Consider the following 14,293-nt stretch of genomic DNA (forward strand, 5'->3'; position numbering starts at 1 on the left):
ATAGCGGGAGTTCAAGATAGGAGGCAATAATGCCGCGGCCATGCAGCCCAGTTAATTTACAATTCTCGAGAGGCTTCGCATCAACATCAGCAAGTTTCATCTATTACATAGTTGACATGCAGATAAAAATAGACGAATCATAAAGATAGTGAATTTTATAGCGGTATATTAGGAAGGAATTTAGTCAGTAAGAGACTCCGCGTCTAAATCAATGATACTTAGAACGCGGAGTGATATTAATCGCTAATCAGGCAGAAAGCTGTTCGATAGTTTGTAGAATACGCTTGTCAGAAATAGGGTAAGCTGTCCCCAATTGCTGGGCAAATAAGCTCACACGCAGTTCTTCAATCATCCAGCGAACTTCTTTAACATCTTCATCTTGCTGGCGTTTTGGCGGCAATTTATGCAGCCATTGCTGCCACATCTGTTGCACATGTTCTACGCGTAGCATTTGGGCACGATCACGATGAGGGTCCATAGCCAGCTTTTCCAATCGGCGCTCAATCGCTTGCAGATAACGCAGTGTATCCGGCAGACGTTTCCAACCATTATTGGTCACGAAACCACGATAAATAAGCCCCCCTAGCTGGGCTTTGATATCAGAGAGAGCCAATGCCATTGAGATATCTATCCGGCCTTTCAGTCGCTTATTAATACTGAATACCGTCGTCAGAATTTGTTCAACTTGCTTGGCAATCTCAACCACCGTGTCATTCAGTTCAGCACGAACCTTTTCCTGTAGTCGAGCGAACTCCGCCTCTTGCCATGCGGGGCCACCATGCTGCGCAACTAACTTATCCACACCACAAGCAATGCAGTCATCAATCAGGTCCAACACTTTGCCATAAGGATTAAAATAGAGCCCGAGCTTGGATTTGTTCGGCAATTTCTCATGTAAATACTTTATAGGGGATGGGATATTCAATAATAGTAAACGTCTTGTCCCCTGCCACATAGCTTGTTGTTGCTGAGATTCTGTATCAAACAAGCGAATAGCGACACTGTCTTTTTCATCCACCAGTGCCGGGTATGCCTTGACTTCATAGCCACCACGACGCTGCTCATAGCACAGCGGTACATCACCGAAACTCCAGATATGTAAGTCAGTTTGTTCAATACCATCGTCGGCAACGGCGGACAATGTTTCCTGCACTTTCTCTTGTAACTGTAGCTTCAAGGCAGCAAGGTCTTTACCTTCACGCAAAATACGATTTTTATCATCGAGCACACGGAAGGTTATTTTAAGATGATCTGGAACTTGGTCCCATTGCCAACTATCACGTGACACTGTCACACCCGTCATGCGCCGCAGTTCACGCTCTAATGCATCGAGCAGCCCCACCTCCATCGGGGTAACGCGGGCCAGAAACGCCTCAGCATAATTGGGTGCGGGGACAAAATTGCGCCGCACCGGTTTAGGCAAAGACTTGATCAGTGCAATCACTAATTCACGCCGAATCCCCGGTATCTGCCAATCAAAACCCTGCTCTTGGATCTGATTAAGGATGGGCAACGGAATATGTACGGTTACCCCATCAGCGTCAGTACCGGGTTCAAATTGGTAGGAAAGCCGTAACTTAAGCGACCCCTGATACCAAAAATTGGGATAGTCGAGCGGGTTAACTTTGTTCGCGCCATCTTTGATAAGCATGGTTTTTTCAAAGTTCAATAACTCTGGCTGTGTCTGGCTGGTTTTCTTCCACCAGCTATCAAAATGACGGGCTGAAATAACCTCGCGACCAATTCGCTGGTCATAGAAGTTAAACAGTGTCTCATCATCCACCAGAATATCGCGCCGACGTGATTTGTGTTCCAACTCTTCAACTTCAGCCAATAGTTTGAGATTGGCGCGGAAAAAAGCGTGACGCGTTTGCCAATCCCCCTCCACCAAGCCATGACGAATAAACAACTCACGGCATAGCGGTGGGTCAATCGGGCCGTAATTGATTTTGCGCTCAGCAACTATGGGTAAACCGAATAGGGTGACTTTCTCACTGGCCATCACTGCACCCTGTGCTTTCTCCCAATGCGGATCACTATAATGGTGTTTCACCAAATGCTGCGCCAAAGGTTCGATCCATTCCGGCTCGATGCGGGCAGCAATGCGGCCCCATAAGCGACTGGTTTCGACCAGCTCAGCCACCATGCTCCATTTCGGCGGTTTTTTAAATAAACCGGAACCGGGGAAGATAGCAAACCTTGCGTTACGAGCACCGGTATACTCTTGCTTTTCAACATCTTTTTGGCCGATATGAGATAACAAACCGGTCAATATCGCGGTATGCACGCTACGGTAGTCGGCTGCAACACTATTCACCGGAATACCCAGTTCTTTCACCACCTGGCGCAGTTGCGTGTAGATATCCTGCCATTCGCGCACCCGCAGATAGTTGAGAAAGTCACTACGGCACAGTTTACGGAACTGCGCTGATGACAACTCTTTTTGCTGCTCTTTCAGGTAATCCCATAAGTTAACAAACGCCAGGAAATCAGAATCCTTATCCGCAAAGCGACGATGTTTTTCATCAGAAGCCTGCTGCTTATCCATTGGCCGTTCACGCGGGTCCTGAATCGACAAAGCCGAGGTAATGATCATCAGTTCACGGACACTGCCACTTTTCTGTGCTTCCAGCACCATCCGTGCCAGACGAGGGTCGACGGGCAATTGCGCTAATTGTCGCCCCAGCGGGGTCAGTTGTTGATGACCATTATCAGCGGTTTGTATCGCACCCAGCTCTTCCAGTAACCGAACACCATCTTGGATATTGCGTTTATCGGGGGCTTCCACAAACGGGAATGCCGCAATATCACCCAGACCGAGTGACGTCATTTGCAAAATGACGGAGGCCAGGTTGGTTCGTAGAATTTCCGGGTCGGTAAACTCTGGGCGAGAGAGGAAGTCCTGCTCAGAATAAAGACGGATACAGATACCGTCTGACACACGGCCACAGCGGCCTTTACGCTGATTAGCTGACGCCTGAGACACCGGCTCGATAGGCAACCGCTGCACCTTAGTACGGAAGCTATAACGGCTGATGCGAGCTGTACCGGGGTCAATCACGTACTTAATCCCAGGTACGGTGAGCGAGGTTTCAGCCACGTTGGTCGCCAATACAATTCGCCGCCCATGATGCGACTGGAACACCCGATTCTGCTCACTGTTTGATAAGCGGGCATAGAGTGGTAGTACTTCCGTATGGGGCAGATTTTGCTTCATCAATGCATCAGCGGTATCACGAATCTCACGCTCACCACTCATAAAGATCAGAATATCGCCGGGACTTTCATGGCCTAACTCATCAACCGCATCAAAAATAGCCTGTAGTTGGTCACGTTCAACATCATCGGCATCATCCACAATGGGGCGATAACGTACTTCGACCGGATAGGTGCGGCCAGAAACCTCGATAATAGGGGCATTATTGAAATGCTGGGAGAAACGCTGCGGATCAATGGTCGCCGAAGTGATAATTACTTTTAGATCTGGGCGTTTGGGTAATAATTCACGCAAATAGCCCAAGATGAAATCAATGTTCAGGCTACGTTCATGGGCTTCATCGATAATCAACGTATCATATTGCATCAACAGACGATCTTGCTGAATTTCAGCCAACAAAATCCCGTCGGTCATCAACTTAACCAGCGTGTTTTCACCCACTTGATCGTTAAAACGCACTTTATAACCGACACAACCGCCAAGGGAGGTATCCAGTTCATCCGCAATACGGTTTGCGACGGTGCGCGCAGCCAGACGACGTGGTTGAGTATGGCCGATCACCCCTTGCACGCCCCGCCCCAATTCCAGGCAAATTTTCGGCAACTGGGTGGTTTTACCGGAACCGGTTTCACCGGCGACGATCACCACCTGATGGTCACGAATAGCATGGTAGATATCTTGCTTTTTCTGGCTGACCGGCAAGTTTTCAGGATAAGTTATCGCCGGACAAGCAGCTCGACGACGAATAACCCGCTGCATGGCGGTTGCTATATCAGCCTCAAGCTCGAGGGTAATCGCCTCTACGGCCTGTGGATTATTAATTTTTCGTGCGCCTTGCAGCCGACGCCGCAGGCGTTGTTGGTCACGGAGCATCAACTCACCGAGTTGGGTGGATAATGCTGCGAGCGAAGATTTCACGTTCTGTGTTCCTTGTTACGATGCGGCTGCAACCTACGGTATCAGCCCAATGATTTTATTCTATGAGTTTGATTGGCATATATTTTTTATTAATCGGTATCAATTTTTAACCTGCCAATACACCCATTTTCGACGCCAAATAGATGAGTGCCCCATAGCTTTTATTAGATAAACCCTTACCTGATATGGTAACACAGCCTCGGATTACGCTGTAACCCGACGGAGATTTCCTATCTGATTATCATCGTTCAATTAAATCGAACAAAGAACGCAAAATATTGCGCTATCACTAATAGAAAAATATTAATAAAGTGTATCTCATTGAAAGGGCGAACCGCCTAAGTCTCTGTTACCTGTTAAGGAATTACGATGAGCAAAGTACTGGTCCTGAAATCAAGCATTCTGGCAACTTATTCACAGTCCAACCAATTAGCTGACTTTTTTGTCGAACAATGGCAAGCAGCCCATGCTGACGACGAAATCACCGTACGTGACTTGGCCGCTCAACCGGTTCCGGTGTTAGATGGTGAACTGGTGGGTGCTCTGCGCCCTTCAGATGCCGCGCTAACACCGCGCCAACAAGAGGCTTTGGCACTGTCTGATGAGCTGATTGCGGAACTGCAAGCCAATGACGTGATAGTTATGGCAGCACCAATGTACAACTTCAATATCCCGACGCAGTTGAAAAACTATTTTGACCTGATTGCACGTGCTGGCGTGACTTTCCGCTACACAGAAAAAGGTCCAGAAGGTTTGGTAACCGGTAAACGTGCCATTATTCTGACCAGCCGTGGGGGCATTCATAAAGACACCCCAACTGATCTGGTGGTGCCTTACCTGCGTCTGTTCCTGGGCTTTATCGGCATTACCGATGTTGAATTTGTGTTTGCAGAAGGCATTGCTTATGGTCCTGAAGTGGCGACCAAAGCACAAGCTGATGCCAAACAGTTACTGGCTCAGGTTGTCAGTGCTTAATTGATAACTTTCGCGCAGAAGTGGGTGTCTCCGTCAATGCGCGACTGAAAATGACCTTGTATTACCCTAGTGTTACCCAGTAGTGTCATTGGTTAATTGCGCGCCTTTCGGCGCGCTTTTTTCTCTGTGATTATGCCAGTAACCGCCATCGCACTCTCTTCATCCGTAACCAAACCATTCACCCAATGCCCCCTGAGCGCCGCTTTAATAGCCTGATGTTTCTCCTTACCACCTGCGATAGCAATCACCGGTTTTTCTGGCTGAATACGTAAGCTGGCACTGGTTAAACGCTGATCCAATTCATAGGCGACGCGCTGACCATCGATATCAATGAAATTACCCAGCATTTCTGCCACAACATTCGCGGCCATGAGCACATCGACATCTTGTGTAGAAATAAAGCCATCTTTATGCAATGGACAATGATACCCCATTGAGCCAATACCGATAAACGTAACATCAGCCTGAGCTGCTTTCTCAGTGACAGTGCGGTAAATCCGGTGATTACACCACAGGTCACGATCCGCCGCGCTGTCAGCAAACAAAGGCGCGGGCAAAATAAAGTAGCGTCCTTGTGTTTTCTCGGCCATCCACAGCGGGACATCATAGCGTGTACAGGAACCATCAGCAGCAATAGCGCCGATAAGTGAGACACAACTGTGCTGAGGACGTTCGAAATCAGGTAACTCATCAATGGCGGCTTTCAAACTGCGACCAGAGCCGACACCAATGACCAGTGGCTGTTCTTGACGCAGAAATTGCGACATCACTTCAGCCCCCACCACAGCAATGGCTCGTTGGATACCCGCGCTGTCCATCCCCAAGCTGGGGACCACCTGACACTGATGCAAGCCATACTGCTTTTGCACCTGTTCGGCCAGCGCCATACAGCGGCCAACCGGGTGAGCAATGCTGACACTGACCAGCCCGTTATCAATAGCACACGCCACCAGCCGCTGGGCCACCTGACGCGAAACCCCCAGGGCATCAGCAATTTCATGTTGCGTCTGCCCGGCAACGTAATACATCCAGGCCGCTCTGGCCGCTTGATCCAGCTTCTTATCACTCTTCTGCATGAGTTATCTGCGCAATATTATTTGAAATAGAGATAGGGGGTGAAACCACAATGGTCATCATCTTACGCCTCTATTTGACAGATTTTTATCTCTACTTACGGTTATGTGAGCCAAAGCCCACATTTCGGGCAAAAGTTACACTACCCTAACGCCATTAGAGCAAATGCCCTACATTAGAGCAAATGCCCTACATTAGAGCTTATGCTCAAATTATAACGCCAACACTTACCGTGATTGTGGAGATAATTTATGAACAGTTTTCTGAATACCACCCATGCAGTGTGGTTGCACATTGGTGGAGGCTCCTTCCACCGTGCTCACCAAGCCTGGTATCTACACCGGTTACGGGCCATAGGCGATAATCGTTGGTCTATTGCTCTGGCTAATATTCGGGATGACGCGACCCCGTTGCTCAATGCATTACAAGCCCAAAACGGCGAATACACCTTGGAAACCGTGACACCAGGGGGGGAGCGTCAATATGAAAAAATCACATCAATCCGCAAAATTATCCCTTGGGATAAAGAACTGAGCCAATTGGTAGCACAAGGTAGTCTGCCAGAAACGCGCGTTATCTCCTTTACCGTGACCGAGGGCGGTTACTACCTGGATAACCAATTTAACCTGCAACAGGATAATGCGGATATCCAGGCTGACCTCAAAGGTGATTGCCGCACAATATACGGTGCTATCAGCCGTATCTTGCTGCAACGCCAACAGATGCAGAGCGGGCCAGTGACCTTGCTGAACTGCGATAATTTGCGTCATAACGGTGAGCGTTTCCGCCATTGCCTGCTTGAGTTCCTCGCACTTCGCGACCAGCAAAGCTTGCTCAGTTGGGTGACAAGTCAAACCCGTAGTCCCAATACCATGGTTGACCGCATTACCCCGCGCCCCGCTGATGACATCGCACCACGGGTGCTGGAACAAACCGGTTTCGCTGATCTGGCACCGGTTATGGGGGAATCATTCATCCAGTGGGTTATTGAGGACGATTTTATTGCCGGACGCCCAGCATTGGAGAATGTGGGTGTAGAGATGGTGGAATCAGTTCTGCCGTATGAAGAGGCAAAAATCCGCATCCTCAATGCCAGTCACAGTTGTATTGCCTGGGCTGGCACCTTGCTTGGGCGAAGTTACATTCATGAAAGTACCCAGACTGACGCTATTCGCCAGATGGCCTATGACTATGTGACTCAGGATGTCATCCCATCACTGTCGCCAAGCCCACTGGATCTTGCCAATTACCGTGATGTGGTGCTGGACCGTTTCAGTAATCCGTATATTCGTGACACCAACCAACGGGTGGCGGCAGATGGCTTTTCCAAAATTCCCGGATTTATTACACCCACATTGATGGAGTGCTACCAACGAGGTGATACCCCAGCAGCAACCGCGATACTACCCGCATTATTCTTCGTATTTATGGAAAGTTGGCATCAGGGCACCCTGCCGTATGAATACCAGGACGGAATACTGGACGCCGCGGCCGTCCATGCCATGTTCCAATCAACTGACCCGGTAGGTCTGTTCGCTCGCGACAGCAAGCTATTTGGGCCACTAGCCAGTGACAACCAGTTTGAACAGCTGCTGCGCCAATCGATTGACCGGGTAAATACCTGGCTCGTTGCTAACCGTTAATCATCGACAAGGAATTGCTATGTATCTTGGACTTGATTTAGGGACGTCAGAAATTAAAGCCGTGGTGATTGATGACCGGGGCCAGATTCTGGCCAGTGAAGGCGAACCCTTGACCGTGCAGCGCCCGCATCCTTTATGGTCGGAGCAAAATCCCACTGACTGGTGGCAGGCGACACAACGGGTTATTGGCCGCCTGCGCCATAAAATACCCCAGCGCTGGGGTGAGATCCTCGCGATTGGTCTTTCGGGTCAAATGCATGGCGCGGTGCTGTTGAGCCGCGAGGATCGTATCTTGCGACCGGCTATTTTGTGGAATGATGCGCGCTGTGCCGAAGAGTGTGATGAGTTGACCCGCAATGCCCCACAATTGCATCAGATTGCCGGAAATCTGGCGATGCCAGGCTTTACTGCACCGAAACTGCTGTGGGTTGCTCGCCATGAGCCGGAGGTGTTCGCACAACTGGCGACGGTACTGCTACCTAAAGATTATCTGCGCTGGATGATGAGTGGCGATAAGGTCAGTGATATGTCTGATGCCGCCGGAACGTTATGGTTGGATGTCGCCAGGCGCGACTGGTCGGACTCTCTCCTGGCTGCCTGCGGATTATCCCGCGATGTGATGCCGCGCTTGATTGAAGGTAATGAACCCAGTGGTTACCTGAAAGCAGATATTGCGCGCGAGTGGGGCTTAGCCGATAAAGTGATTATTGCTGGCGGTGGTGGCGATAACGCAGCCAGTGCTGTTGGGATTGGTGCCATCAATCCTGGTGATGGCTTCATCTCTCTGGGCACGTCCGGTGTATTGTTTGCCGTTAATGATTGCTACCGGCCCAATCCACAATCTGCCGTTCATGCCTTTTGCCATGCTTTGCCGCATCGCTGGCATCAGATGAGTGTCATGCTGACCGCAGCCAGCGCCCTGCGCTGGTTGTGCCAATTGCTGGGAACCAATGAAACCACCCTTCTATCCGAGGTTGCGCAACTCAGTCGCTCAGAGCAGCGGCTGGCACCAATTTTCCTGCCTTACCTTTCAGGCGAACGCACCCCCCATAACGATCCGCTGGCAACCGGTGCGTTTCATGGCATGACTCATGCGACAGACCGTGCGGCGCTGGGATATGCCGTGCTGGAGGGGGTGACTTTCGGTATTGCTGATGGCCTAGCGGTGTTACAGCAGGCCGGTACCCAACTGAGCCAATCATCGTTGATTGGTGGTGGTGCACGCAGTGTGTGGTGGGGGCAATTGATGGCTGACACCCTTAACCTGCCAATTGTCACCCACAGCGGTGGGGAGGCTGGTGGGGCTTTAGGTGCCGCACGTTTAGGGTGGCTTGCCAGCGGCGGTGATGAGCAGGAGGTGTGCAGCAAACCACAAATCGACCAACGCTTCATCCCCGATGTTAACCGGCAAGATGCCTTGTTTGCGCGCCTTGAACGCTATCGACTGCTCTATCAACAGCAGCGGCAGTTACGCCAACAACAGCCGCAATAACCATCTAAAAAATAAAGATATAACAAGCCCGGGCGAGCCTATCGCCCTTTTCTCTGTCCCTATAACCGTTGCTCCTACCAGCAACTCAACCAGCCGGCGCTCAAGCGCCAGAGGAACTTACTATGCAAAAAAAACCTACCCACTGGTTTGGTTTGCCAATGAATTTGTTCTGGGGTTACATTGCCATTGCCATTTTTATGAGCGGCGATGGATTTGAAATGGCTTTCTTATCCAAACATATTACTGATATGGGCTTTTCTCCGGCACAATCAGCCTTTGTGTTTACACTCTATGGCTTAGCTGCTGCCATTGCCGCCTGGAGCTCTGGTGTGGTTGCAGAGATCATCACGCCACAACGCGCCATGCGGATTGGTTTTGTGCTGTGGGTGGTCATGCACTGCTTATTTATGGTATTCGGTTTAGGCATTAAAAGTTATCCACTAATGTTGCTGTTCTATGGTATTCGTGGGTTGGCCTATCCGTTATTTATCTATTCATTTGTTATGTTAATTGTTCAAAATGTCCCTAAACAGCAACTCTCTTCTGCCATGGGTTGGTTTTGGGCGATGTATTCCGTCGGTATCGGTGTCATAGGGAGCTATTTGCCCAGTTTCACCATTCCGGTGATTGGTGAAACCGGTACGTTGTGGTTTGCCATTGTCTGGGTCATGGCCGGCGGTATGATGGCGTTGATATTACTGCGCAATGTTGGCACTGCCAGCCCTAAAGCATCACTCTCAAATAAAGAAAAAATCAAAGAGTTGTCACGGGCCGTCACTATTCTGTTTACCAATAAAAACATCTTCTTATCCTGTTTAATCCGCATCATCAACACCCTGTCATTATTTGGTTTTGCCGTTATTATGCCGCTCCTGTTCGTTGGCCGACTTGGTTTTACCATGTCTGAATGGCTGCAAATCTGGGCGGTGTTCTTCTTCGTGACAATTTTCACCAATATTATGTGGGGGATCTTGGGCGAAAAAATTGGTTGGATGCGGCAGGTGCGTTGGTTTGGCTGTATCGGTTGTGCCCTTTCTAGTCTGGCGTTCTACTATATTCCGGTTCATTTCGGCCATAATTTCTGGGCGGCCCTGATCCCGGCAGTAATGTTGGGGATAACCGTAGCCGCTTTCGTTCCGATGACCGCAGTATTCCCGGTATTGGAACCGGAACACAAAGGTGCAGCCATCTCGATTTATAACTTGTCTGCGGGTCTGAGTAACTTTGTTGCCCCGGCGATTGCCTCGCTGGTGTTACCTTTCTTCGATATTGTTGGCGTGGTGTGGGTTTATACTGCGCTGTATCTGATTGCTGCTGTGCTGACCCTGATTGTTAAAGTTGAGCAACCAGGGCATGCAGATACCTATTATCGCAAAGAATCACTCGATAGCCTCGCTGGGCATCCTGCTACGGCCAGTTTACACCCTGAGCGCTAGCGGGTTATTTTTTAAGCTAAGGCCAATACCGTCGAAATCAATATTTCAGCAACCCGAAGTTTAGACATAAAAAACGCCCGTGCTGAGACGGGCGTTTTCCATAGCGTCATTGATACCATCATCGCAACAATTAGCGCTGCATCCACTGGCCATTAATACCGCGCACATATTCACCGGCAGCCGCACGGTTAACTAACTTTTGCCCTGCCAGCTTGGCAACATCTTCAGTTGAAATATGGTTTTTCTGCGCCACTTCCTGATATTTCTCTGTTCTGGCAATATTGATTTGCTCTACCAACGCCAGTGTCTCAGGATCTTTTTTGACCGGAGCCAAATAACCACTCAGGGTTTCGCCAACCCGCCCTTGCTGCTTTGCCTGTTCCACGGTCAGGGCGAAAGCCATGGCGCTGAACAGCAAACTGCCACTCAATATCGTCCACCCCAACATCACTCGAATCAGCCTTAGCCTGCCACCAATCCAGCCTGAATTTTGCTTTTTCATTGTGGCTCCTTAAAATAGATTGGATTGATTTTTAAGCAAGTTTTCCACATCTTTATCAACTTTTATCTGGATTTCATGCTCAATCTTGACGTTCATATTGATAGTGATCGGTTTTTCCGGTGTCGCTACCTCAAGGCGTAAACAGCCACTGAGCATCAAAACACCCAAAGCTATTGCCACATGTTCCCCTGTCAAGATCTTCATTCCTTCGTCCTCGCCGGTATCACTGTTGGTTGTAAAGAAAGCGTCTGTTGTAGCCACTCTTGTAAATTGTCACCAAAACGCAGGCTACGCCAGAGTTGGAACACATTTTCCTGATGCTGATAATTCAATACTATCTCACGCTTTGAGTTTTTTTGCGTATTCACACCATGAATCTTCGAGCGTAATGTCAATTGCCCCAAATTATCCAGATCCACTTTGGCATAAGATTGATAAATCTCCATATAGCGTAACCAATCAATCGCAGCACCGGCGACAAAGTTACTATCACCGATTGAATTGGCCAGATCTTGATCGAGGCGCAATGTCACCCTGCCATCGTTAGCAATCCAACCATTACGCACCAACCACTGTGGGTTATTGAGATAAAGAGGCAATTCCCCGTTGACCTTCCCCGACATCGCAAACTGTTTCGGTTGTAGCACGGTAAATAGCTCACTCAAGTCAATGGCGGTTAATTTCAGCACGGCGGCGTCGTGTTGCGGTAAGCGTAACGCGGACAAACTCAGATGGCCGTTAAGAATGTCCATACCGACGTTACTCAAAGTTAACGGTGCATCATCAGAATAGGGATAAGTACCTTGTAAATCAGCAGTTATATTCTGCATTTCAAACAAGTTGCTTATTGAGGCGATACGCAACATCACCGGGTCTTTCGCGCCCAACTGCCAGTGGTGATTCTGCAAGCGATACGACATGACAAAATCTAACCCGCTCATTTCTCCGTCTTTCAGCCACATCCCGCCATTCTTCACCACCCAGTGACCACCGGCGGTAAAGCCTTGTTCTCGGGCTGCCGAAAAGGCCGCCTGAGCATACAGCTCTCCATCACGCAGTTTGATGCCTAACTCGGATGCGATAAGCGGCTGGAATACGGTTAACGATTGTTTCGGCCACCAGCCCTCACCCCGTAACCGCTCGCCATCCCAGCGGCCGCGCAGTGGGATCGGCCCGATAGGCTGCGCCTGCAATTGCCCCTGCCACAGAAAGCTGTTTGGTTCCCGACCATTGAGTTGCAAAGATAATTCAGCGGGAGGTAGATAACCGCCCCCGTCGCTGAACGACACTTTTTTCGCCCCTAACGCAAAACCGGCAATAAAGGCTGGGTGATGGTTATCGCGCTGCCAGGTGAGTGGTTTCACCAATGTCAGTCTTGGCGCCTCAACCTTAACCAGGCCATATTGCAACCGATCAAAACCGGTCGAGAGCTGGTCAACGGTGATTAATGTATCGCGCCAACTCCCCTTGCCCGCCATATCCCAGCGAGCAGCCAGTGGCGGCAGGTGACCATTGCCCCAGTAACGCCACTGCCAATAACCTTTATCCGGCCAAAACTCTTGCGCCTGACCATCCAAATGCAGGTTGAAATTACCCCAATAGCTGTCTTGTGCATCAACGATGGCTTGTAGACGCCCGCTAACCCCGGCAGCCGTGACCTTGACACCAGCCAATGGCCAGCGAGCATCTCTTATCCGCAATTCAGGCGTCACATTGCCATGCGCGCGCAGTAACGCCCCCGGGTGCAGCACCCACGTTGGGTTCAACACCGAACCACTGAGCAGCCCTGGAATGGTGGCATTAAGCACCATTTTCTCCAGATTAGCCTGACCACTGAGTTGGAATTTTAAATCGCTGTTTATCATGCTCAGATTACCCGGCCCGAGGGTCAATACGGCATTACCCTTACCACTCTGCCCAGAGGTAATCACATTAATTCGCGCGTCAACTGAGGTCTGATCCAACCCTTGGTCCCAGTCATGTAACGTCAGGTTAATACCGCCACTTAATGGTTGCTGCGCGTATGGCCATTGCCACTGTCCGTTAACTAGCTGAATTTGGTTTACCGCAACACGCCATGGCAACCGTGCGAGCGGCACATCATCGCCACGCTCAGTGAGCGTCAGCACACCTTGCTGCTGTTGCCAGCTCAAGTTTAGAAGCAGTGGTTTAGACAGATAACCGGTGGTTAGCATCCCCTGTAATTCACCCTGTTCCGGCCAATCATCCAGTGACAAAGGAATCTTTATTTTTCCACTGAGTTCGAAAGGCTGCGGGGTACCAGGAACCGCAATAGAGAATTGATGCAAACTCAGTTGTTGATCCTGATCAAGGGTCGCGGCAAAGCTCAGTTGCGGCCCCTGATAACGTAACTCTTGAATCAATTTAAGCTTATCGGGCGAGGTGAGGGTCAGTTTACCGGCATATTGCTGCCAGGGCGTAATCTGCAAATTGCTGATATCCAGATCCAATACCGATAACTGCTGTTGCCAGTAAGCTAAATTCAGTGGTGCGCTGTCGCCATTAGTCGGTAATTTACTCAAACAAGCAGTATCCAACGCAACATTACCGGCCGCAAGTTGCCAGCGCCCCTGATGGTAGCCGACACTCAATTGATTCATATTTGCGAGGGTGCAGTCTTGTATCGAATAGCGCAATTGCTTGATACGCAGTGCGCCGTCACGCCATACCGGTGGCGTAGCCAGCGTTATCTGACTCCCCACGGGTAACCAATAATGTGCCACTTTGGGTAACCACTGTGGCAGGGTTTTCCATAATGCCATCAGAGAAATTGCGCTGATTAATAACAACCAACCCACTATTTTTGCGCATTTAGCCATGACTCGCCTTGTTTTATCCCCAACCAGACTTACGGTGTGCTTTAATCAAATCACTGCAAGATACCATAATAGATAACGCTACCCTTGCAACTCAGACAAAACTGTTGCCATTGAAAGTTGGAATAAAAACCTTATCTCTTTGGCATGAAAAAGTTACAAGTGCTCTATTTAACTTATTATTGTGGCAAATTGTATG

9 protein-coding genes are annotated in these 14,293 nt (G+C 49.5%); 4 read left to right on the forward strand and 5 right to left on the reverse strand.

Annotation, left to right across the window (positions count from 1 at the left end; genetic code table 11):
- Positions 1-247: 247 nt before the first annotated feature.
- Complete coding sequence (hrpA, locus tag Q2T72_RS11630; protein WP_372569210.1) at positions 248-4,135, reverse strand: ATP-dependent RNA helicase HrpA; 3,888 nt, start codon at positions 4,133-4,135, stop codon at positions 248-250.
- Positions 4,136-4,504: 369 nt separating this feature from the next.
- On the opposite strand from hrpA, the gene azoR reads away from it, so the two are divergent.
- A complete protein-coding gene (gene azoR, locus Q2T72_RS11635) occupies positions 4,505-5,110 on the forward strand; it encodes an FMN-dependent NADH-azoreductase (protein WP_083158789.1) in 606 nt (201 codons plus the stop codon).
- A gap of 92 nt (positions 5,111-5,202) precedes the next feature.
- On the opposite strand, the gene Q2T72_RS11640 is transcribed toward azoR, so the two are convergent.
- Entirely contained in the window at positions 5,203-6,186 is a 984-nt protein-coding gene (locus Q2T72_RS11640) for a sugar-binding transcriptional regulator (protein ID WP_372569211.1), read from the reverse strand.
- Positions 6,187-6,435: 249 nt separating this feature from the next.
- Between Q2T72_RS11640 and dalD the strand changes: the two genes are divergently transcribed.
- From dalD to Q2T72_RS11655, 3 genes are all read left to right on the forward strand, one after another.
- Positions 6,436-7,827: a D-arabinitol 4-dehydrogenase gene (dalD, locus tag Q2T72_RS11645; RefSeq protein ID WP_372569212.1), complete on the forward strand. Its 1,392-nt coding sequence runs from the start codon at positions 6,436-6,438 to the stop codon at positions 7,825-7,827.
- Positions 7,828-7,846: 19 nt separating this feature from the next.
- A complete protein-coding gene (xylB, locus tag Q2T72_RS11650; RefSeq protein WP_372569213.1) occupies positions 7,847-9,319 on the forward strand; it encodes a xylulokinase in 1,473 nt (490 codons plus the stop codon).
- Positions 9,320-9,441: 122 nt separating this feature from the next.
- Positions 9,442-10,755: an MFS transporter gene (locus Q2T72_RS11655; RefSeq protein WP_050085290.1), complete on the forward strand. Its 1,314-nt coding sequence runs from the start codon at positions 9,442-9,444 to the stop codon at positions 10,753-10,755.
- Between the two features lie 130 nt (positions 10,756-10,885).
- On the opposite strand, the gene Q2T72_RS11660 is transcribed toward Q2T72_RS11655, so the two are convergent.
- Genes Q2T72_RS11660 through Q2T72_RS11670 form a run of 3 tightly spaced genes read right to left on the reverse strand, consistent with a single transcriptional unit; the run spans position 10,886 to position 14,097 of the window.
- On the reverse strand, positions 10,886-11,257 hold the full coding sequence (locus tag Q2T72_RS11660) for a YdbL family protein (RefSeq protein WP_083158786.1): 372 nt from the start codon (positions 11,255-11,257) through the stop codon (positions 10,886-10,888).
- Between the two features lie 9 nt (positions 11,258-11,266).
- Complete coding sequence (locus tag Q2T72_RS11665) at positions 11,267-11,461, reverse strand: YnbE family lipoprotein (protein WP_193784655.1); 195 nt, start codon at positions 11,459-11,461, stop codon at positions 11,267-11,269.
- A complete protein-coding gene (locus tag Q2T72_RS11670) occupies positions 11,458-14,097 on the reverse strand; it encodes a YdbH family protein (protein ID WP_083158785.1) in 2,640 nt (879 codons plus the stop codon). Before Q2T72_RS11670 ends, Q2T72_RS11665 begins: the two co-directional genes overlap by 4 nt.
- Positions 14,098-14,293: the final 196 nt, after the last annotated feature.

Source organism: Yersinia sp. 2466 StPb PI, from assembly GCF_041538325.1.
Classification (GTDB): domain Bacteria; phylum Pseudomonadota; class Gammaproteobacteria; order Enterobacterales; family Enterobacteriaceae; genus Yersinia; species Yersinia enterocolitica_E.